This window comes from Pseudomonas alloputida (assembly GCF_021283545.2).
GTDB lineage: Bacteria > Pseudomonadota > Gammaproteobacteria > Pseudomonadales > Pseudomonadaceae > Aquipseudomonas > Aquipseudomonas alloputida.
Map to the genome: position 1 here is coordinate 5834983 of NZ_CP128540.1, position 20059 is coordinate 5855041.

The 20059-nt window shown below is 62.7% G+C and carries 19 protein-coding genes and 1 riboswitch; of the genes, 10 read left to right on the forward strand and 9 right to left on the reverse strand.

Going from position 1 to position 20059, the window contains the following annotated elements; genetic code table 11:
• Nucleotides 1-75 precede the first annotated feature (75 nt).
• From LU682_RS27030 to tkt, 5 genes are all read right to left on the reverse strand, one after another.
• Nucleotides 76-405, reverse strand: a complete 330-nt coding sequence (locus LU682_RS27030) for an MliC family protein (RefSeq protein ID WP_004576614.1) — start codon at nt 403-405, stop codon at nt 76-78.
• Between the two features lie 160 nt (nt 406-565).
• Nucleotides 566-817, reverse strand: coding sequence for a hypothetical protein (locus LU682_RS27035; protein ID WP_010955536.1), 252 nt, complete (start codon nt 815-817; stop codon nt 566-568).
• Nucleotides 817-1980 carry a phosphoglycerate kinase gene (locus LU682_RS27040; protein WP_010955537.1) on the reverse strand — a complete coding sequence of 388 codons (1164 nt, stop codon included), beginning with the start codon at nt 1978-1980 and terminating at the stop codon, nt 817-819. The genes LU682_RS27035 and LU682_RS27040 overlap by 1 nt, the downstream gene beginning before the upstream one ends.
• A gap of 12 nt (nt 1981-1992) precedes the next feature.
• Complete coding sequence (gene epd, locus LU682_RS27045) at nt 1993-3051, reverse strand: erythrose-4-phosphate dehydrogenase (protein WP_010955538.1); 1059 nt, start codon at nt 3049-3051, stop codon at nt 1993-1995.
• 151 nt (nt 3052-3202) lie between these two features.
• Nucleotides 3203-5200, reverse strand: coding sequence for a transketolase (gene tkt / locus LU682_RS27050; protein ID WP_010955539.1), 1998 nt, complete (start codon nt 5198-5200; stop codon nt 3203-3205).
• Nucleotides 5201-5451: 251 nt separating this feature from the next.
• Between tkt and LU682_RS27055 the strand changes: the two genes are divergently transcribed.
• The 4 genes from LU682_RS27055 (at nt 5452) to LU682_RS27070 (ending at nt 10107) form a co-directional block, all read left to right on the forward strand.
• On the forward strand, nt 5452-6444 hold the full coding sequence (locus LU682_RS27055) for an ArsR/SmtB family transcription factor (protein ID WP_003249377.1): 993 nt from the start codon (nt 5452-5454) through the stop codon (nt 6442-6444).
• Between the two features lie 18 nt (nt 6445-6462).
• Nucleotides 6463-7653 carry a methionine adenosyltransferase gene (gene metK / locus LU682_RS27060; protein ID WP_003249375.1) on the forward strand — a complete coding sequence of 397 codons (1191 nt, stop codon included), beginning with the start codon at nt 6463-6465 and terminating at the stop codon, nt 7651-7653.
• Nucleotides 7654-7881: 228 nt separating this feature from the next.
• Nucleotides 7882-9582 carry an NAD-dependent DNA ligase LigB gene (gene ligB / locus LU682_RS27065; protein ID WP_010955540.1) on the forward strand — a complete coding sequence of 567 codons (1701 nt, stop codon included), beginning with the start codon at nt 7882-7884 and terminating at the stop codon, nt 9580-9582.
• Nucleotides 9583-9714: 132 nt separating this feature from the next.
• Nucleotides 9715-10107, forward strand: a complete 393-nt coding sequence (locus LU682_RS27070; RefSeq protein WP_010955541.1) for a DUF1090 domain-containing protein — start codon at nt 9715-9717, stop codon at nt 10105-10107.
• Between the two features lie 74 nt (nt 10108-10181).
• Here LU682_RS27070 and LU682_RS27075 read toward each other — a convergent pair whose 3' ends face one another.
• Entirely contained in the window at nt 10182-10640 is a 459-nt protein-coding gene (locus LU682_RS27075; RefSeq protein WP_049587482.1) for a c-type cytochrome, read from the reverse strand.
• A 119-nt stretch (nt 10641-10759) separates the two neighbouring features.
• Between LU682_RS27075 and mltA the strand changes: the two genes are divergently transcribed.
• Complete coding sequence (mltA, locus tag LU682_RS27080; RefSeq protein WP_049587483.1) at nt 10760-11911, forward strand: murein transglycosylase A; 1152 nt, start codon at nt 10760-10762, stop codon at nt 11909-11911.
• Nucleotides 11912-11961: 50 nt separating this feature from the next.
• Here the strand turns inward: mltA and LU682_RS27085 are convergent, their stop codons facing one another.
• A complete protein-coding gene (locus LU682_RS27085) occupies nt 11962-12348 on the reverse strand; it encodes an MAPEG family protein (RefSeq protein WP_010955544.1) in 387 nt (128 codons plus the stop codon).
• 28 nt (nt 12349-12376) lie between these two features.
• Nucleotides 12377-13210: a DMT family transporter gene (locus LU682_RS27090; protein WP_010955545.1), complete on the reverse strand. Its 834-nt coding sequence runs from the start codon at nt 13208-13210 to the stop codon at nt 12377-12379.
• A gap of 282 nt (nt 13211-13492) precedes the next feature.
• Between LU682_RS27090 and LU682_RS27095 the strand changes: the two genes are divergently transcribed.
• Nucleotides 13493-14728: a cation:proton antiporter gene (locus tag LU682_RS27095; RefSeq protein WP_010955546.1), complete on the forward strand. Its 1236-nt coding sequence runs from the start codon at nt 13493-13495 to the stop codon at nt 14726-14728.
• A 70-nt stretch (nt 14729-14798) separates the two neighbouring features.
• Here the strand turns inward: LU682_RS27095 and LU682_RS27100 are convergent, their stop codons facing one another.
• Nucleotides 14799-15200 (reverse strand): acyl-CoA thioesterase, encoded by a 402-nt coding sequence (locus LU682_RS27100; RefSeq protein WP_003249362.1) that lies wholly within the window; start codon nt 15198-15200, stop codon nt 14799-14801.
• A 178-nt stretch (nt 15201-15378) separates the two neighbouring features.
• A riboswitch (S-adenosyl-L-homocysteine riboswitch) is annotated at nt 15379-15475 on the forward strand.
• 20 nt (nt 15476-15495) lie between these two features.
• On the opposite strand from LU682_RS27100, the gene ahcY reads away from it, so the two are divergent.
• The 4 genes from ahcY (at nt 15496) to LU682_RS27120 (ending at nt 20045) form a co-directional block, all read left to right on the forward strand.
• Nucleotides 15496-16905 (forward strand): adenosylhomocysteinase, encoded by a 1410-nt coding sequence (gene ahcY / locus LU682_RS27105; protein WP_021783768.1) that lies wholly within the window; start codon nt 15496-15498, stop codon nt 16903-16905.
• Nucleotides 16906-17071: 166 nt separating this feature from the next.
• Nucleotides 17072-17917: a methylenetetrahydrofolate reductase [NAD(P)H] gene (gene metF / locus LU682_RS27110; RefSeq protein WP_049587485.1), complete on the forward strand. Its 846-nt coding sequence runs from the start codon at nt 17072-17074 to the stop codon at nt 17915-17917.
• 93 nt (nt 17918-18010) lie between these two features.
• Nucleotides 18011-19087, forward strand: coding sequence for a hypothetical protein (locus LU682_RS27115; protein WP_049587487.1), 1077 nt, complete (start codon nt 18011-18013; stop codon nt 19085-19087).
• Between the two features lie 169 nt (nt 19088-19256).
• Entirely contained in the window at nt 19257-20045 is a 789-nt protein-coding gene (locus LU682_RS27120) for a substrate-binding periplasmic protein (protein WP_010955549.1), read from the forward strand.
• Nucleotides 20046-20059: the final 14 nt, after the last annotated feature.

Consider the following 20059-nt stretch of genomic DNA (forward strand, 5'->3'; position numbering starts at 1 on the left):
CGTTTGTTTCGTGCAAGCCTGCCGCAGGGGCGGTTGCTGTTCAAGTAGTGTGGGCCACCCTCGCGGCCCGGCCAGTCACGGTGCCTTGCAGCCCCGCCCAATCAGATCGTTGGTTGCCACCCAGTACACCAGGCCTTCTTCGCCCTTGGTGTGGAAGGCCAGCATGCCATCGCTGTACAGCGCACCCGAGGCACCCGGTTCAGCCTTGAGCCGGTACACCTGGTCGCCGCCGCCAAGGCGCACGTCAACCTGGTCACGTTGCGCATCGGCGAAGCGCCAAAGCACCTCAGCCTGGGTGTCGCAGACCCAACGGGTCCAGTTGTCTGCCGGGGCCGGTTGCGCCGGCTGCAGCAGTGAGCATCCTGCCAGTGTCGCCAGGGCCGTCACGGCCAAAAGCGCTTTCATTCAGTTTCCTCGATTTGGGGCTGCTGTGCAGCCCTTCTCGGGCTCGCCCGCTCCCACAGGTACAGTGCAGTCTCTGTGGGAGCGGGCGAGCCCGCGAAGGGCCGCACAGCGGCCCCTTCTTCAAGACCACAAATCAACGTTCAGGTTGCCTATTACCCGATCAAGGGCAACCCGGCGCCTTGCGCTGGTGGTCTTCGTCGTACTTTTCCAGGCCTTCCGGGCCCACGCGCTTGCCGATGACCGGCACAGTCTCGGCCTGCCAGTCGGACTGATAGCAACCGCCCTTGTGCGACTGCGCCGGGTCGGCATCCGAGGCCGGGCTGCCCGCGCAAGCGCTCAGCAGACCGGCCAGCATCATCACAGGCAATTGTTTGACCACCAGGGCACTCCCTTTGCCAAGCGCCGACGTCATCAGGCCTTGGCCCGCTCTTCCAGAATTGCCACAGCTGGCAGGACCTTGCCCTCGACGAACTCGAGGAAGGCGCCACCACCGGTAGAAATGTAGGAGATTTCCTTGCTGACGCCATATTTGTCGATGGCTGCCAGGGTGTCACCGCCACCGGCGATGGAGAACGCGGCGCTGTCGGCGATGGCCTTGGCCAGTACCTTGGTGCCGTTGCCGAACTGATCGAATTCGAACACGCCAACCGGGCCATTCCAAAGAATGGTTTTCGACGATTTCAGCAGCTCGGCGAAATTGGCCGCGGTTTGCGGGCCGATGTCCAGGATCATGTCGTCGGCAGCTACGTCGGCAATGGCCTTGACGGTGGCTTCGGCGCTCTCGGCAAACTCCTTGGCAACCACCACGTCGACTGGCAGCGGCACGCTGACCTTGGCGGCAATGGCCTTGGCGGTGTCCACCAGGTCAGGCTCGTACAGCGACTTGCCCACCGGGTGGCCGGCAGCGGCCAGGAAAGTGTTGGCAATACCGCCACCGACGATCAGCTGGTCGCAAACACTGCTGAGGCTGTTCAGCACGTCCAGCTTGGTGGAAACCTTGGAGCCGGCAACGATGGCCGCCATTGGCTTGGCCGGGGCTTTCAGGGCCTTGCCCAAGGCATCCAGTTCGGCTGCCAGCAGTGGGCCGGCAGCGGCCACCTTGGCGAACTTGGCGACGCCATGGGTCGAGCCTTCGGCGCGGTGTGCGGTGCCGAAAGCGTCCATGACGAATACGTCGCACAGGGCTGCGTATTTCTGCGCCAGCTCGTCGGCGTTCTTTTTCTCGCCCTTGTTGAAGCGCACGTTCTCGAACAGCACCAGTTCACCGGCCTGTACCGCGACACCGTCCAGGTAGTCGGCAACCAGCGGCACGTCGCGGCCCAGGGCCTTGCTCAGGTAATCGGCGACCGGCTTGAGGCTGTTCTCGGCAGAGAATTCGCCTTCGGTCGGGCGGCCCAAGTGCGAGCAGACCATTACCGCTGCGCCCTTCTCCAGGGCCAGCTTGATGGTCGGCAGCGCTGCCAGGATACGCGCATCGCTGGCTACCACACCGTCCTTCACAGGCACGTTGAGGTCTTCGCGGATCAGTACGCGCTTACCTTGCAGGTCGAGGTCGGTCATCTTCAACACGGTCATGAATGCAGTCCTTCAGGGCTGTTTGGTGCGGGTTGGGTGAACGACGTGCAGAAAGTGTTCGGCAACGTCGAGCATACGGTTGGCAAAACCCCATTCGTTGTCGAACCAGGCCAGCAGGTTTACCAGGCGGGGGCCGGAAACACGCGTCTGGCTGGCATCGACGATCGCCGAATGTGGGTCATGGTTGAAATCACAGCTGGCGTGCGGCAGCTCGGTGTAAGCCAGCAAGCCTTTAAGCGGACCTTCCAGCGCAGCCTCGCGCAGCACTCGGTTGACTTCGGCCGCACTGGTGTCGCGGGCAGTCTGCAGGGTGATGTCCAGGCACGAGACGTTGACGGTCGGTACACGTACCGCTTTGGCCTGGATTCGCCCGGCAAGTTCCGGAAGCAGGCGCTCGATGCCACGCGCCAGGCCAGTGGACACGGGGATCACCGACTGGAAGGCCGAACGCGTGCGGCGCAGGTCTTCGTGGTGATAGGCATCGATCACCGGCTGGTCGTTCATCGCCGAGTGGATGGTTGTGATCTGCACATATTCGATGCCAAACGCCTGGTCCAGCACACGCAGCAGCGGCACGCCGCAGTTGGTGGTGCACGAGGCGTTGGACACCAGGCGCTCGCTGCCGGTAAGGCAGGCCTGGTTGATGCCGTAGACAACCGTGGCGTCAACGTCGGCCTCGCTGGCCATGGGCTGCGAGAACAGCACCCTTGGCGCACCGGCTTCGAGGAAACGCTGGCCATCGGCACGGGTGTTATAGGCACCGGAACACTCCAGCACCAGGTCGATGCCCAGCGCAGCCCAGTCGATGCCTTCGGGGGTGGCACTGCGCATTACCTTCACGCAGTCGCCATTGATGTGCAGACAGTCGCCGTCGACCTTGACCTCGCCGGGAAAACGCCCGTGGGTGGAGTCGAAGCGTGTCAGGTATTCGAGGCTGGCCTGATCGGCCAGATCGTTCAGCGCGACGATCTCGAAACCGGCCTTTGCCCCCCGCTCGAACAGCGCGCGCAGGACACAGCGGCCGATACGGCCATAACCGTTGAGTGCAACTTTGTAGGGACGGTGGGGCATTCGGGGCTCACGAGACAGTTCAATTGTCGTCAGCCTGCGGAATTTGCGGTGTGGCATTCGCGGGCAAGCCCGCTCCCACAGGGTTTCATGCAACCTCTGTGGGAGCGGGCTTGCCCGCGAATGAAGGCGACACCGCCCGCAGATCTTTAAATCAGTCTTCCAGCAGCTCTTCGGCAGTACCGAGGATGTTCTCCAGGGTGAAGCCAAACTCTTCGAACAATGCCGAAGCCGGCGCCGACTCACCGTAGGTGGTCATGCCGATGATACGACCTTCCAGGCCGACGTACTTGTACCAGAAGTCGGCGTGGGCAGCTTCGATGGCGATGCGCGCACCGACTTCCAGCGGCAGCACGGACTGCTTGTAGGCAGCGTCCTGGGCATCGAACACGCTGGTGCATGGCATGGAAACCACGCGCACCTTGCGGCCTTGCTCGGTCAGCTTGTCGAAGGCCTGAACAGCCAGGCCCACTTCGGAACCGGTGGCGATCAGAATCAGTTCAGGCTCGCCGGCGCAGTCCTTGAGCACATAACCACCGCGGCTGATGTCGGCGATCTGCTGGGCATCGCGATCCTGGTGCTGCAGGTTCTGGCGCGAGAAGATCAGCGCCGATGGGCCGTCCTTGCGCTCCAGGGCGTTTTTCCAGGACACGGCGGATTCCACCGCGTCGGCCGGGCGCCAGGTGTCCAGGTTCGGGGTGCTGCGCAGGCTGGTCAGCTGCTCGATCGGCTGGTGCGTCGGGCCGTCTTCGCCCAGACCGATGGAGTCGTGGGTGTACACGTGGATCACGCGCTGCTTCATCAGGGCCGACATGCGCACGGCGTTGCGGGCGTATTCCATGAACATCAGGAAGGTCGCGCCGTAAGGCACCAGGCCACCGTGCAGGGCAACGCCGTTCATGATGGCGGTCATGCCGAACTCGCGCACGCCGTAGAACACGTAGTTGCCGCTGGCGTCATTGGCTTCGACGCCCTTGCAACCTTTCCACAGGGTCAGGTTGGAGCCGGCCAGGTCCGCCGAACCGCCGAGGAACTCGGGCAGCAGCGGGCCGAAGGCGTTCAGGGCGTTCTGGCTGGCCTTGCGGCTGGCGATGGTTTCGCCTTTGGCAGCCACTTCGTTGATGTAGGCCTGGGCCTTTTCGCTGAAGTCGGCCGGCAGCTCGCCGCTGGCACGGCGCTTGAACTCGGCAGCCAGCTCCGGGTAGGCCTTGGCGTAGGCGTCGAAGCGCTGGTTCCACTCGGCTTCAACCTTGGCACCGGCGGCCTTGGCATCCCACTCGGCGTAGATGTCGGCCGGGATTTCGAACGGGCCGTGGTTCCAGTTCAGGGCCTGGCGGGTCAGGGCGATTTCGTCGTTGCCCAGCGGGGCACCGTGGCAGTCTTCCTTGCCCTGCTTGTTCGGCGAACCGAAACCGATGGTGGTCTTGCAGCAGATCAGGGTCGGGCGATCGCTCTTGCGGGCGGTCTCGATGGCCATCTTGATTTCTTCGGCATCGTGGCCGTCGACGTTGCGGATCACCTGCCAGTTGTAGGCTTCGAAGCGCGCCGGGGTGTTGTCGGTGAACCAGCCGTGCACTTCGCCGTCGATGGAGATGCCATTGTCATCGTAGAAGGCGATCAGCTTGTTCAGGCCCAGGGTGCCGGCCAGCGAGGCGACTTCATGGGAGATGCCTTCCATCATGCAGCCGTCGCCGAGGAACACATAGGTGTTGTGGTCGACGATATTGTGGCCGTCACGGTTGAACTGGGCAGCCAGTACTTTTTCGGCCAGGGCGAAGCCCACGGCGTTGGCGATACCCTGGCCGAGCGGGCCGGTGGTGGTTTCAACGCCTGGGGTGTAGCCGTATTCCGGGTGGCCCGGGGTGCGGCTGTGCAGTTGGCGGAAGCCTTTGATGTCATCGATGGTGACGTCGTAGCCGGTCAGGTGCAGCAGCGAGTAGATCAGCATCGAGCCGTGGCCGTTGGACAGCACGAAGCGGTCACGGTCGGCGAAGCTCGGGTTGCTCGGGTTGTGCTTCAGGTAGTCGCGCCAAAGCACTTCGGCGATATCCGCCATGCCCATGGGGGCACCTGGGTGGCCGCTGTTGGCCTTTTGCACGGCATCCATGCTGAGGGCACGAATGGCGTTGGCACGTTCACGACGGCTGGGCATCGCTGATCTCCTAGGGGGCTTGAATAGGTGGTGTCACGAAAAAGGCGGCCATTTTCGCCCACTGGGGGCGCTTGGGGCAAACATTTAAGCGCCAAGCGCCGGCTTTAAGCCGCAACTGAAGAAGCAGAGCGCGACTCGGGGCGCCCCAAAGCGTGTAACTTGAGGCTTTCGGCTTGCAGCTCATCGCCAATATCAAAACTTTTTGATATTGGCCTTGCTAGGGCATCGATGCCTGTCTAGACTGCCGCCCCATGAATCTGCGTGCGCAATCGATCCCCGAGCAACGCGAAACATTGGCAGCCCTGTGCAAAGCCAGTGGCGATGCGCTGCGCCTGAACGTATTGCGCGCCTTGGCCAATGACTCGTTCGGCGTGCTGGAACTGGCGCAGATCTTCGACATCGGCCAGTCGGGCATGAGCCATCACCTCAAGGTGCTGGCTCAGGCCGACCTCGTGGCAACCCGCCGCGAAGGCAACGCCATCTTCTACCGCCGTGCCCTGCCCGATGGCCTGCGCCTGGGTGGCCGGCTGCACGCGGCGCTGCTCGAAGAAGTCGACGACCTGGCCCTACCGCCCGATGTGCAGGCGCGCATAGCCCATGTCCAGCAGCGACGGGCGGCCACCAGCCAGGACTTCTTCCTGCGCGTGGAAGAGAAGTTCCGTGCCCAGCAGGACCTGATCGCCGGCCTTCCGCAGTACCGCGACAGCCTGCTGGCGCTGCTCGACAAACTGCATTTCGACCCGGCCGCCAGCGCGCTGGAAGTCGGCCCCGGCGACGGTGGCTTCCTGCCCGACCTGGCCCGGCGCTTCGCCCAGGTCACCGCCCTGGACAACAGCCCTACCATGCTCGAGCTTGCGCGCCAGGTGTGCCAGCGCGAAGGGCTCGACAACGTGAACCTGCAGTTGGCCGATGCACTGGGTGCAACGGATGTGGCCGCCGACTGCGTTGTGCTGAACATGGTGCTGCACCATTTCAGCGACCCGGCCCTGGCCTTGCGCCAGCTGGCCAAACGGGTGAAGGCAGGCGGCAGCCTGCTGGTCACCGAACTGTGCAGCCATGACCAGGGGTGGGCGCGCGAAGCCTGCGGCGACCTCTGGCTGGGCTTCGAACAGGACGACCTGGCGCGCTGGGCCAACGCTGCCGGGCTGGCCCATGCGGACAGCCTGTACGTGGGCTTGCGTAACGGTTTCCAGATCCAGGTCCGCCATTTTCAGCGGACGGCTGGCGACATACACCATCGGTAAATTTCAGGAACCTTCGAGATGAGCGAATACTCCCTTTTCACCTCCGAGTCCGTGTCCGAAGGGCATCCGGACAAGATCGCCGACCAGATTTCGGACGCAGTCCTTGATGCCATCATCGCTCAGGACAAATACGCCCGCGTAGCCTGCGAAACCCTGGTCAAGACCGGTGTCGCCATCATCGCCGGCGAAGTCACCACTTCGGCCTGGGTCGACCTGGAAGACCTGGTACGCAAAGTCATCATCGACATCGGCTACAACAGCTCCGACGTCGGCTTCGACGGCGCCACCTGCGCCGTGATGAACATCATCGGCAAACAGTCGGTAGACATCGCCCAGGGCGTGGACCGCTCCAAGCCGGAAGACCAGGGCGCCGGTGACCAGGGCCTGATGTTCGGCTATGCCAGCAACGAAACCGAAGTCCTGATGCCTGCACCGATCTGCTTCTCGCACCGTCTGGTAGAACGCCAGGCCGAGGCGCGCAAGTCCGGCCTGCTGCCATGGCTGCGCCCGGATGCCAAGTCGCAGGTCACCTGCCGCTACGAGAACGGCAAAGTGGTCGGTATCGACGCCGTGGTGCTGTCGACCCAGCACAACCCGGAGGTTTCGCAGAAAGACCTGCAAGAAGCCGTGATGGAGCTGATCGTCAAGCACACGCTGCCGGCCGAACTACTGCACAAAGGCACCCAGTACCACATCAACCCGACCGGCAACTTCATCATCGGTGGCCCGGTGGGTGACTGCGGCCTGACTGGCCGCAAGATCATCGTCGACTCCTACGGTGGCATGGCCCGTCACGGGGGTGGCGCGTTCTCCGGCAAGGACCCGTCCAAGGTCGACCGTTCCGCTGCCTACGCCGGCCGCTACGTGGCCAAGAACATCGTCGCCGCCGGTTTGGCCGAGCGTTGCGAGATCCAGGTGTCGTACGCCATTGGCGTGGCCCAGCCGACCTCCATCTCGATCAACACCTTCGGTACCGGCAAGGTCTCCGACGACAAGATCATCCAGCTGGTGCGCGAGTGCTTCGACCTGCGTCCGTACGCCATCACCACCATGCTCGACCTGCTGCACCCGATGTATCAGGAAACCGCTGCCTACGGCCACTTCGGCCGTACTCCGCAGCAGAAGACTGTCGGCGACGACACCTTCACCACCTTCACCTGGGAGCGCACCGACCGCGCCCAGTCGTTGCGTGACGCTGCCGGCCTGTAAGCTTCCTGCAGCGCCAGACGAAAGCCCCTGCCGAGCGATCGGCAGGGGCTTTTTTGTGCCTGTTACGGCATTTTCATCGCCCGTCAGATCGAGGGCCGCGCTCGTTTCTTGCTCCGTCTCGGGCTTGGAGACGAGCACCAGCGAAATATCACCTGACAACTGCACGCACCGCCCGCCCCGCCACCCGCCTACGCTAAGCGCTTCCCCGCCATGCAAGGATGCCAGGCCATGCCGTACCTGTTGTTGTTCGCCCTGCTATTTGTGCTGAACACCCCATTGGCCAGGGCTGCCTCATGCCCACACTGGAACCCGCAACAGGCCAAGGCCGAAGTTGCGCAACTGCGCGCGACGCTTGCCCGATGGGACGAGCACTACCATCGGCAGGGCATAGCCCTGGTGGCCGACGAACTGTACGACCAGAGCCATGAGCGCCTGAACCACCTGCAGCAGTGCTTCGCGGTTGGCACCAGCCCCTCCCCCCTGGCCAGTGCTCGCGGCCCGGTCCCCCACCCTGTGCCGCATACCGGCGTCGACAAGCTGGCAGACCGCCAGGCCGTGGCGCGATGGATGACCGGCAAGACCGGCGTGTGGGTACAGCCCAAGGTCGACGGTGTTGCAGTTTCCCTCACTTACCAACAGGGTCGATTGGTGCAGTTGACCAGCCGGGGGGACGGTGTACACGGCCATGACTGGAGCCGACACATCCCACAGCTCGGCGCTGTCACACGGCAGTTGCCCGAGGCGGTCGACCTGCACTTGCAAGGTGAGCTGTATCTGCGCCTGGACGAACATGTGCAAGCCAAGGCAGGCAGCGCCAACGCCCGGGGTACCGTGGCAGGGCTGCTCGCACGCAAGCAACTGACTGGCGCACAAGGCAACGCTATCGGCCTGTTCGTGTGGGGCTGGCCGCACGGCCCCGAGCAACAGGCCGAACGCCTCGCCCAGCTGGCACGACTGGGTTTTCCGGACAGCCAGCTTTACAGCATCGCCATCGACACGCTGGAGGATGCAGCACACTGGCGCGAGCACTGGTATCGCTCTGCTCTGCCCTTCGCCACCGACGGTGTGATCCTGCGCCAGGGCAGTCGGCCACCTGCCGAGCGCTGGCAGGCCAAGGCGCCATACTGGATCGCGGCCTGGAAGTACCCCTATGCACAAGCCTTGGCCGAAGTACGCGACGTGCGCTTTCGGGTCGGCCGCACTGGCAGGGTCACGCCCGTTCTTCACGTGCAACCCGTTACCCTCGATGACCGGCGCATTACCCAAGTCAGCCTTGGGTCGCTGGCGCGCTGGCAACGCCTGGATATTCGCCCTGGCGATCAGGTGGCCATCAGCCTTGCCGGGCTGACCATTCCGCGGCTCGAACACGTCGTGCACCGCGCTGTAGAGCGCCAACCGATAACCGCACCAGCACCCGACCAGCATCATGCCCACAGCTGCTGGCAGGCCAGCGAGGGCTGTGATGAGCAGTTCATTGCCCGACTCACCTGGCTTGGCGGTAAACAGGGCCTGGCCTTGCCACGCACCGGGCCCGGCACATGGCGTCGGCTGGTCGAAGCGGGCCTGGTAACGTCCATGACCGATTGGCTGCAGCTCGATGCCGAGCGCCTGCAGCAGGCCCCCGGAATCAGCAGACTCACTGCAACACAGATGCTGGGCAGTTTCGACCAAGCCCGCTCACGCCCGTTCGATCAGTGGTTGCGCGCCCTTGGCGTGCCCATTGGCAAGCATTTGCCACTGACTGGCAACTGGCAGGCGCTGGCTTCACGCAGTGCCGGGCAATGGCAAACCGTGCCCGGCATCGGCGCAAAACGCTCGCGCCAACTTGTGGAATTTTTCGCGGCCTCCGAGGTGCAAGCCATTGCCGCACAGTTGGCCGAAGCCGGCATAGAAGGTTTCCGGACCCCACCCCAGCGCATTGAGCAATGATTTTTTACCAAATAGTGCGTAGGAAAAACCCGAGACTCCGGCAGAAAACCTCACCAAGGGTTTCTAAATGGGCAAAACCAAGGCAGGATTTCCCCCAACTTTTGCTGCCCCGCCCCGTTAGGGAGGCTTTTCATGAAACGTATTTCGACTCTTTTCCTGCTCGCAACACTGGGCCTGGCCGCGGGCACTGCTCAGGCTGCCCAGCCGGATGCCGGCCTGACCGGTTGCGCCGCCAAGCGCAGCGCCATCGAAAACCAGCTGAAAATTGCCCGTGACCACGGCAACAGCGACCAGGTTGGAGGGCTGGAGGAAGCCCTGCGCGGTGTGGACAACTGCACCGACGCCAGCCTGCGCAAGGAACGTGAGCAGAAGGTGCTCGATGCGCGTCACGAAGTGGCGCAGCGGGAAAAGGACTTGAAGAAGGCAGAGAAGAAAGGCGACGCCGAGAAGATCAACAAGCGCAAGGACAAGCTGGCCGAGTCGCGTAAAGAGCTGCAGGAAGCGGTCGACGCTCTCGACCGCTAAGGCATCTGGCCGGCAAGCCTGGTCTTTGTGGAATTTGTACACGCCTCGAAGGTTTGCGCAAACAGCACAGCCATTCAATGATTACGAAATTCGCTATGACAGGCCTTGCACGCAGCCTCGACCTTGTCCATCGGTGCCTTCAGTTTCGCAGCATCCAGTGGCTGGTTGCGGGTGACATCGACCAGTTCGCCGGTGACGCCCTCAAGCTGCCGGGCCAGGTCATGGAACCGCGCCTGGCGCTCCCACACTTCGGCACGGGCGGCGCTGTCACCACCATCGCGCACCTGTGGAAAATGCTGCCACGGCTGATGCGACAGGCTGTCCAGCTTCAGCGCACCGTCGGCAAACTTCACCCCGTCGAACGGCAACCGGCCACGCAGCATGCCGCCGAGGTCCTCGCTGGTCTTGAGCATGTCCTTGAAGATCACCTTGCGTTTGCCCAGCGGCGAATTCGGGTCAACCCGGTCACAACCCGTCAGAGCCCCTCCCAGGGCAAGTGCTGCCAGCAGAACAACGGTCAATCGCTTAAACATCACGCTCACTTCGGCCTACGCAAATGGGCGGCCAGTATCGCTGCCCCTGGGCCAAACACCAATAGCCACATAAAAGACAGGGGCGAACCTTCATGTTCGCTCATGACAGGAATGCACACATGAAATCTGCCCTGCGCCACCTGGCCTGGACACTGCCGGTGCTGGCTTTGCTGGCCGGCTGCAACGGCGGCGAGAGCGCCAAGCCCGAGCCCCACGCTGTCGCCACCTATGCCCCGGCCACTTGGAAAGACTTGCCGCCCGTCAGCGATGAAGACCTGCTGGCAGGCTTTTATGCATGGCGCAACGGCTGCGAAAAACTCAAGCGCGACCCGGTGTGGGCGGCCACCTGCGAAGCGGCCGGCAGCGCCACAGCCAGCGCCGCCCAAGTGCGAACCTTCCTTGAACAGAACCTGCAGGTGTACGGCCTGCGCTCTGCAGAGAACAATGCCAACGGCCTGATTACCGGCTACTACGAGCCTGTCTACCCAGGCAGCCTGAGCCAATCGGCAACCAACCATGTGGCGGTCTACGGCATCCCTGATGACATGATCGTGGTCGACCTGGCCAGCGTGTACCCCGAACTGAAGGGCAAACGCCTGCGCGGCCGCCTGGAGGGTCGGGTGCTCAAGCCCTACGACACGGCCGAAGTCATCAACCGTAACGGCGTCAAGGCACCGGTGCTGGCCTGGCTGACCGACCCGATGGACCTGCAATTCCTGCAGATCCAGGGTTCTGGCCGGGTGCAACTGGAGGACGGCCGTCAACTGCGCCTGGGCTACGCCGACCAGAACGGCCACCCCTATCGGCCGATCGGCCGCTGGCTGGTGGAGCAAGGTCAGCTGAAAAAAGAAGAAGTGAGCATGGGCGCCATTCATGCCTGGGCCCAGGCCAACCCGCAGCGCGTACCAGAGCTGCTGGCCAGCAACCCCAGCTACGTATTCTTCAGCACCCGCCCGGACAGCAACGAAGGCCCGCGCGGCTCGCTGAACGTACCGCTTACCGCCGGCTACAGCGTGGCCATTGACCGCAAGGTGATTCCCCTGGGCAGCTTGTTGTGGCTGTCTACCACACGCCCGGACGGCACGCCGGTGGTACGACCGGTTGGCGCGCAGGACACCGGCGGGGCGATTACCGGCGAAGTGCGTGCCGACCTGTTCTGGGGCACCGGGCCGGAAGCAGGCGAACTGGCCGGGAACATGAAGCAGCAAGGGCAGATCTGGATGCTGTGGCCCAAGGGCCAGCCACTGCCTGAGGTACCCAAGGTACCTTGATCGTTGTGGCTATCTTCGCGGGGGCTGCCCGCGAAGATGGCCAGCCGGTTTCAGATGGAAACCACGAAGAACGACACGATCAGTGCCAGGCTGGCAAACCACACCAGCGACCGCAAGGCAGCCCAGTCGGCCAGGTAGCAGATGATGTAAAGCAAGCGGCTGGTGATATACATCACCCCCAGCACATCCTGGGTCACCTGCTCGGCATTGCCCACGATATCCGCCACAAGCACCGCCGCAGCAAATGCCGGAAACGCTTCGTAGCCATTCTGCTGCGCTGCATGAGCACGCCGCGGCAGGCCCGACAAGGTATCGAGGAAGGCTCGCGGATCGTGATTGTCCTTGAGGCCGAAGCGGCCACTGCTCGCCTTGGCGATCAAGGCACAAAGCGGGTTCAACAGCAGCGCAATCAGGATGCACCACAGGGCAACAGTCATGGACAGGACTCCTTGTTCAGTCTTCAGGTCAAAGCTTCATTACCAGCATGCCGGCCAACACCAGCCCGCAAGCTAGGAGTCTCGGCCCGCCAAAAGGTTCTTTGAGGTAGCGCATGCCCAGCAGCACCACCAGGATCACGCTCAACTCCCGCAGTGCCGCCGCTTCGGCCACTGACCCCAGGTGCATGGCCCACAGCACCAGGGCATAGCTGAACAATACGCAGAACCCTACCGCCAACCCAAGGCGCCATTGGGTTCGCCAGAACAGTACGAATGGCGCCCGCCGCGCTACGCTCGCCAACAACGGGAATTGCCAGGCGCTGAGCAGGGTCAGCCAGACCAGGTAATCCCACGGTTTGCCCCACAGGCGCACGGCCTGCCCGTCGAACCAGGTGTAGCAACCAATGCACAGGCCAATCAAGGCAACCACCGGCAGCATCGACCATGGCAGACGGTCACCGCCGCCGCCCTGCCACAACAGGCAGGCCATGCCACAGGGGATCAACAGGATACCGATGATCTGCTGCTGGCTCAGCGATTCCCCGGCAAAGGCCAGGGTCAGCCCCAGCACCACCAACGGCGACAGCCCGCGCATCAGAGGATAGACCAGCCCAAGGTCGCCCACGCGGTAGGCCTTGATCAGCAGATAGCGGTACAACTGCTCAGCCAGTGCCGAGGCTACCAACCAGGGCCAGATTTCAGCAGGCGGAACATCGACGAAGGGCACCGCCAGCACCGCGAAGGCCAGCGCTACCGTGTCCATGCTGGCAATCACCAGCAAGCGCTCGCCACTGAATTTGATCAAGGTATTCCAGGTTGCATGCAGCAGGGCGGCAACCAGCACCAGAGATGTTGCCAACACGCCTTCTTGTCCTTATGGCTGTTCATGGCTGTGAATATATAGCGTTCAGGGGGGCTTTGGGGGAGCGGGCATGCCCGTGAAGAATGCAACTCGGTGTATGGCACCGGCTTTGCCGGTGTTCGCGGGCACGCCCGCTCCCACAGGGTAGCCAGTGCAGACTGTCACGGGAACGATTTGGACTAATTCGGTCAAACCCTGTGCCCCGAACCCCGTGCCAGGTCATCAAAGAACTGCCCGAGTCACTCGGGTAACGACTTGGAAGCCACTGTTATAGGATTCGGGATGCTTGAATTAGTTGCCGCGTTTATCTGCCTCACCACACTTCTGACCTATGTGAACTACCGCTTCATCGGCCTGCCCCCCGCTATCGGCGTGATGGTTACGGCGCTGTTGTTTTCCCTGATATTGCAAGGCCTGAGCCTTGTCGGCTTCCCCGGCCTGGAAGAGCGCGTCGAAGGGCTGATGAACCAGATCGACTTCAACGATCTGCTCATGCACTGGATGCTGGCGTTCCTGCTGTTTGCCGGCGCCCTGCACGTCAACCTCAGCGACCTGCGCAGCTACCGCTGGCCGATCGGCCTGCTGGCTACCTTGGGCGTGCTGATCGCCACCGTGGTCATCGGCTACCTGGCGCATTGGGTGTTTGCCCTGTTCGGCTGGCAGGTGCCCCTGATCTACTGCCTGCTGTTCGGTGCACTGATCTCACCGACCGACCCGATTGCCGTGCTTGGCGCGCTGCGTACTGCCAATGCGCCCAAACCGCTTAAAACCACCATCGTCGGCGAGTCACTGTTCAACGACGGCACGGCAGTCGTGGTATTCACCGTGTTGCTGGGCATCATCCAGCTGGGTGAAACACCGAGCATGGCCGACACGGCGATCCTGTTCGCCCGCGAGGCCATTGGCGGTGTGGTGTTCGGTGGCCTGATCGGCTACGCCACCTACCGCATGATCAAGAGTGTCGAGCAGTACCAGGTGGAGGTCATGCTGACCCTGGCGCTGGTAATCGGTGGTTCGGCAATGTGCTACGAGCTGCATGTGTCGGCACCGATCGCCATGGTGGTGGCAGGCCTGATCATCGGCAACCTGGGGCGCAACCTGGCGATGAATGACATGACCCGCCGTTACATGGACGGTTTCTGGGAGCTGATCGACGACATGCTCAATGCCCTGCTGTTCGCATTGATCGGCCTGGAGCTGTTGCTGCTGCCGTTCAACTGGATGCACCTGGCGGCCGGCGGCGTGCTGGCGCTGGCAGTGCTGCTGTCGCGCCTGTTGACGGTGGCCCCGGCGATCGTGCTGCTGCGGCGCTGGCGCCCGGTGCCCAAAGGCACGGTGCGGGTGCTGACCTGGGGTGGCCTGCGCGGTGGCGTGTCGGTGGCACTTGCACTGTCGCTACCGCTGGGCGAGGAACGGGACCTGCTGCTGTCGATCACCTACATCGTGGTGTTGTCGTCGATTCTGGTGCAGGGGTTGAGCATTGGGCGGGTGGTGCGCAAGGTCAGCGCCCAGCCTTGAGAATGCCGGGGCCGCTTTGCGGCCCATTCGCGGGTGAACCCGCGAAGAGGCCGGCACAGGCAACCAGGGTCTATTCGACTGCCGAATCCGGGAACTGGTCCTGCACGTACTTGATCTCGGTGCGCCCATGGGCTGCCGGCAAGCCATCCTCGCCCAGGTTGACGAACACCATCTTGTCGACAGTCAGAATGCTCTTGCGGGTGATCTTGTTACGCACTTCGCACTTGAGGGTGATCGAGGTGCGGCCGAACGCGGTAGCGGTGATGCCCAGCTCGATGATGTCACCCTGACGCGAAGCACTGACGAAGTTGATTTCCGACATGTACTTGGTCACCACACGCTGGTTGCCCAGCTGGACGATGGCGTAGATCGCCGCCTCTTCATCGATCCAGCGCAACAGGCTGCCACCGAACAGGGTGCCATTGGGGTTGAGGTCTTCGGGTTTAACCCACTTGCGGGTGTGAAAGTTCATCTGTACTCCTGACCTGCTTGGCTAACGTGTAGCAATGATGGCAGAGCGGCTGCCTTCGCTCCATTGAACATCGACTATCGTCGCGATTAATCGACGGAAAACCTTGGGCAAGCCGGCGGGGGCAGCTATAATCTGCGCCGTTTTACATGGTTGCCCACAGCGGTGCCATGCCCGCCACCTGTCCGAGGGGCGCTGCAGCAGGCTAGGCCTGTCAGGCTCGGATGGGGCGTTGCTCGCTCCCGCGAGCGCTTAACGCACAACGGCGCCCATTCGCACATTACGAATGGAGGCTCTCATGAGCGCTGCAAACATGCCTGCTGGTTTTACCGATTACAAAGTCGCCGACATCTCCCTGGCCGCCTGGGGCCGTCGCGAAACCATCATTGCCGAATCGGAAATGCCTGCGCTGATGGGCCTGCGTCGCAAGTACCTGGCCGAGCAACCGCTCAAGGGTGCGAAGATCCTGGGCTGCATCCACATGACCATCCAGACCGCCGTGCTGATCGAAACCCTGGTTGCCCTGGGTGCCGAAGTGCGCTGGTCGTCCTGCAACATCTTCTCGACTCAAGACCAGGCCGCCGCCTCGATCGCCGCCGCCGGTATCCCGGTTTTCGCCTGGAAAGGTGAAACCGAAGAAGAGTACGAGTGGTGCCTGGAGCAGACCATCCTGAAAGATGGCCAGCCATGGGACGCCAACATGATCCTCGACGACGGTGGTGACCTGACCGAACTGCTGCACAAGAAGTACCCGCAGGTACTGGACCGCGTGCACGGCGTGACCGAAGAGACCACCACCGGCGTACACCGCCTGCTGGACATGCTGGCCAAGGGCGAGCTGAAAGTCCCGGCGATCAACGTCAACGACTCGGTCACCAAGAGCAAGAACGACAACAAGTACGGCTGCCGTCACAGCCTGAACGATGCCATCAAGCGTGGTACCGACCACCTGCTGTCGGGCAAGCAGGCCCTGGTGATCGGCTACGGTGACGTGGGCAAGGGCTCGGCCCAGTCCCTGCGTCAGGAAGGCATGATCGTCAAGGTCTCCGAAATTGACCCGATCTGCGCCATGCAGGCCTGCATGGACGGCTTCGAGCTGGTCTCGCCGTTCATCGACGGTATCAACGACGGCACCGAAGCCAGCATCGACAAGGCCCTGCTGGGCAAGATCGACCTGATCGTGACCACCACCGGTAACGTCAATGTCTGCGACGCCAACATGCTCAAGGCCCTGAAAAAGCGTGCCGTAGTCTGCAACATCGGCCACTTCGACAACGAGATCGACACCGCCTTCATGCGCAAGAACTGGGCCTGGGAAGAGGTCAAGCCGCAGGTTCACAAGATCCACCGTACCGGCGCTGGCAGCTTCGACCCGCAGAACGACGACTACCTGATCCTGCTGGCCGAAGGCCGCCTGGTCAACCTGGGCAACGCCACTGGCCACCCAAGCCGCATCATGGACGGCTCGTTCGCCAACCAGGTTCTGGCACAGATCTTCCTGTTCGAGCAGAAGTTCGCTGACCTGCCGGCCGAAAAGAAAGCCGAGCGCCTGACCGTTGAAGTGCTGCCGAAGAAACTCGACGAAGAAGTGGCCCTGGAAATGGTCCGCGGCTTCGGCGGCGTGGTCACCCAGCTGACCAAGCAGCAAGCCGACTACATCGGCGTGACCGTCGAAGGCCCGTTCAAGCCGCACGCCTACCGCTACTAAGCGGCAAGCTTGAAGCTGCAAGTGGCAGGCAAAGGCATACCGTGCCGTTGCCACTTGCAGCTCCGGAAACACAGATCTTGAACGACGCCCAAGCCAGACCGGCCATCACCGATCTGGCTTTTACTTGCAGCTTGCCGCCAGACGCTTGTTGCCAGAGGAACGCCTGATGTCACAAGAACGCCGCTACAGTTTCGAGTTCTTCCCGACCAAGACCGATGCCGGTCACGAAAAGCTGATGGGCGTCGCCCGCCAGCTGGCCACCTATAACCCGGACTTCTTCTCCTGCACCTACGGTGCCGGTGGGTCGACCCGCGACCGCACGCTCAATACCGTGCTGCAGCTGGAAAGCGAAGTGAAGATACCTGCCGCGCCGCACCTGTCGTGCGTGGGCGACACCAAGGCCGAATTGCGTGCCCTGCTGGCCGAGTACAAGGCAGCCGGCATCAAACGCATTGTCGCGCTGCGTGGTGACCTGCCGTCGGGCATGGGCATGGCCAGTGGTGAACTGCGCTATGCCAGTGACCTGGTCGAGTTCATCCGCGAGGAGACCGCTGATCACTTCCACCTGGAAGTGGCTGCCTACCCGGAAATGCACCCGCAGGCGCGCAACTTCGAGGCGGATCTGGCCAACTTTGTGCACAAGGTCAAGGCCGGTGCCGACAGCGCCATCACCCAGTACTTCTTCAACGCCGACAGCTACTTCTACTTCGTCGAGCGTGCACAGAAGCTGGGCGTGGAGATTCCGGTGGTACCGGGCATCATGCCGATCACCAACTACAGCAAGCTGGCCCGCTTCTCCGATGCCTGTGGCGCCGAGATCCCGCGCTGGATCCGCAAGCAGCTGGAAGCCTATGCCGACGACACTGCCAGCATCCAGGCGTTCGGCGAAGAAGTGATTACCCGCATGTGCGAACAGCTGTTGCAAGGCGGCGCGCCAGGCCTGCACTTCTATACCTTGAACCAGGCTGAACCGAGCCTGGCGATCTGGAACAACCTGAAGCTGCCGCGCTGAAATCTTTTGGCAAAGTCTGCTTAAGAAATGATTAAGGCTTTGGTCATAGACTAAAGCCTTATTCATTTTCGGGTTAAACAGGTCTTGCCTGCCATGCAGCACACCCAACCTTCGCGCCCACAGCTTGTATACCTGGCTTTTGGCCCGGCAACCTACCATCAGGAAGCCTGCTTCAGCATCGTCAGCGCCCTCGCCCAGCTAGGCAGCGCAGCCGGCGAGGCCATGGACATCCAGGTCTACACCGACAATGCGCAGCCATACGCCAGGCTGCCCGTCACCGTCCACCTGCTGGACGAGGCCACGCGCCAGGCATGGAATGCCCCGCACGGTTATCACTTTCGCAGCAAGCATGTGCTGTTGCGCCAGGTACTGCAGCAACACCCGCTGGCAGTGCTGATCGACACCGACACCTTCTTCCGCACTTCGCCGTTGCATCTGTTCGCCCGCGTGGCGCCCAACCGCCTGCTGTGCAACGCCATCGGCACGCGCTACGGCGCTGACCAGAAGTGCCTGTTGTACAAGAACCTGCTGGCCATTCTCGAGTCCCGGGGACTGGCCGACTGCCAGATGCCGCTCGTCAATTCCGGCGTTATCGGCCTCACTGCCGAGAACTGCGACACCCTGGACCGCTCCATCGCCATGATGGACGAATTCTACCCCTTGGCTCGAGAGGCCTATACCCTCGAGGAGTTCTGCCTGGCAGTGGCGGCCTACCGCAACCTGGAGCTGGCCGAGTGTACCGATGTCATCCATCACTACTGGAGCCGGAAGGCGCAGTTCCGCGCCAAGATCCAGGCCTGGCTGCGCAAGCACGAGCACGACCCACTCAGCCCCCCGGCCCTGGCCGACGTTGCGCTGGTCAACGATCAACTGCCGCGGCCACCCACTCTGCACCGCCTGGGTTACAAGGCGTTGAGCCTGACCCTGCCCAGTCACGAGCGCCAGTTCGCCCGCGAATTGCTCTATGGCTGCTACCCCTACCCCAATGAGTTCGATCGCGCCTGTGCGTCTGCCTGGTGGGACAAGGCCCTGGAAAACCTCAATGACCGCTACGGCCACGTGGAGCCCGAGCGGCTGCGTCAGTGCCTGCGCCATCCGGGGCTACGGCTATCGCTGGGCGAGCGGCGCAAGGATATCGAGGCGCATCTGCTGCGATCCACCCAAGCCTGATGTGCCCGCAAAACTCATTGTCTTGCGCGGTCTTGTGGGAGCGGGCGTGCCCGCGAAGAGAGCAACCCGATCGTTGGCACCGGCTTCGCCGGTGTTCGCGGGCACGCCCGCTCCCACATCGATAATGCATGCCTTTACCGTACACCGGCCGAGCGCGTAATCTCCGGCCATGCCACATATCGCCCGTCTGTTCTGGATCCTGCTGCTCGTTTGCCTGAGCCCGTTGGCTCTGGGCGAACGCTTGCGCCTGGTAACCGACGACTGGGCACCTTATGTGTTTCAGCACAACGGCCAACCGCGCGGCATCGACTACGAAGTCGCCAGCCAGGTCTTCGCACGCCTCGGCGTCGAGGTGGAGTGGCAATTCCTGCCTTGGAAGCGCTGCTTGGCGATGGCTGAGCAGGGCCTGGCCGATGGCATTCTCGACATCTTCCAGACGGACGCACGCCAACCCTACATGGTGTATGGCGCCGAACCCATGTCGGAGGTCGAATTCGTCCTGTTCCAAAGCCGCTCGCGCCGCCATGCCGTCACCCACCTGGACGACCTCGCCGGCCTCACCGTCGGCACATCGCCCGGCTACGCCTACGGTAAAGGGTTCACCGAGGCCCCGCACTTCAAGCGCGAAGCCGCACCTACTCAAGAAGCCAACTTCGGCAAGCTGATACTGGGCCGCATCGACCTGGTGATCACCGACCGCAGGGTGGGGCATTACCTGCTCCGCCAGCTCGGCCTGCAACAGCAAGTCGAAGAACTGCCGCTGGTAATCAGCCGCCAGGCGCAGTACCTGGGCCTGGTGCGCAAGCCTGGGCGCGAGGCACTGGCCGTGGCCTTTGCCGAAGAGCTGCAGCGGTTCAAGCAGGAGCCGGCCTATGCAGCGATCAGCAACCGTTATACAACCGACACTGGAAACATTCTCAACGCCGTTGAGCAGCAGGAAAGCAGCACAGCGCGATAGCTCTGTTATACTCG

What these genes read in the sequence shown, in the direction of transcription:
- LU682_RS27100 (WP_003249362.1), bottom strand. Translation starts at nt 15,200, where the DNA reads ATGAACTTTCACACCCGCAAGTGGGTTAAACCCGAAGACCTCAACCCC.
- metF (WP_049587485.1), top strand. Translation starts at nt 17,072, where the DNA reads ATGTCACAAGAACGCCGCTACAGTTTCGAGTTCTTCCCGACCAAGACC.
- ligB (WP_010955540.1), top strand. Translation starts at nt 7,882, where the DNA reads ATGCCGTACCTGTTGTTGTTCGCCCTGCTATTTGTGCTGAACACCCCA.
- epd (WP_010955538.1), bottom strand. Translation starts at nt 3,051, where the DNA reads ATGCCCCACCGTCCCTACAAAGTTGCACTCAACGGTTATGGCCGTATC.
- mltA (WP_049587483.1), top strand. Translation starts at nt 10,760, where the DNA reads ATGAAATCTGCCCTGCGCCACCTGGCCTGGACACTGCCGGTGCTGGCT.
- LU682_RS27055 (WP_003249377.1), top strand. Translation starts at nt 5,452, where the DNA reads ATGAATCTGCGTGCGCAATCGATCCCCGAGCAACGCGAAACATTGGCA.
- LU682_RS27120 (WP_010955549.1), top strand. Translation starts at nt 19,257, where the DNA reads ATGCCACATATCGCCCGTCTGTTCTGGATCCTGCTGCTCGTTTGCCTG.
- LU682_RS27030 (WP_004576614.1), bottom strand. Translation starts at nt 405, where the DNA reads ATGAAAGCGCTTTTGGCCGTGACGGCCCTGGCGACACTGGCAGGATGC.
- LU682_RS27095 (WP_010955546.1), top strand. Translation starts at nt 13,493, where the DNA reads ATGCTTGAATTAGTTGCCGCGTTTATCTGCCTCACCACACTTCTGACC.
- metK (WP_003249375.1), top strand. Translation starts at nt 6,463, where the DNA reads ATGAGCGAATACTCCCTTTTCACCTCCGAGTCCGTGTCCGAAGGGCAT.
- LU682_RS27070 (WP_010955541.1), top strand. Translation starts at nt 9,715, where the DNA reads ATGAAACGTATTTCGACTCTTTTCCTGCTCGCAACACTGGGCCTGGCC.
- LU682_RS27035 (WP_010955536.1), bottom strand. Translation starts at nt 817, where the DNA reads ATGACGTCGGCGCTTGGCAAAGGGAGTGCCCTGGTGGTCAAACAATTG.
- ahcY (WP_021783768.1), top strand. Translation starts at nt 15,496, where the DNA reads ATGAGCGCTGCAAACATGCCTGCTGGTTTTACCGATTACAAAGTCGCC.
- LU682_RS27085 (WP_010955544.1), bottom strand. Translation starts at nt 12,348, where the DNA reads ATGACTGTTGCCCTGTGGTGCATCCTGATTGCGCTGCTGTTGAACCCG.
- LU682_RS27115 (WP_049587487.1), top strand. Translation starts at nt 18,011, where the DNA reads ATGCAGCACACCCAACCTTCGCGCCCACAGCTTGTATACCTGGCTTTT.
- LU682_RS27040 (WP_010955537.1), bottom strand. Translation starts at nt 1,980, where the DNA reads ATGACCGTGTTGAAGATGACCGACCTCGACCTGCAAGGTAAGCGCGTA.
- LU682_RS27075 (WP_049587482.1), bottom strand. Translation starts at nt 10,640, where the DNA reads ATGTTTAAGCGATTGACCGTTGTTCTGCTGGCAGCACTTGCCCTGGGA.
- tkt (WP_010955539.1), bottom strand. Translation starts at nt 5,200, where the DNA reads ATGCCCAGCCGTCGTGAACGTGCCAACGCCATTCGTGCCCTCAGCATG.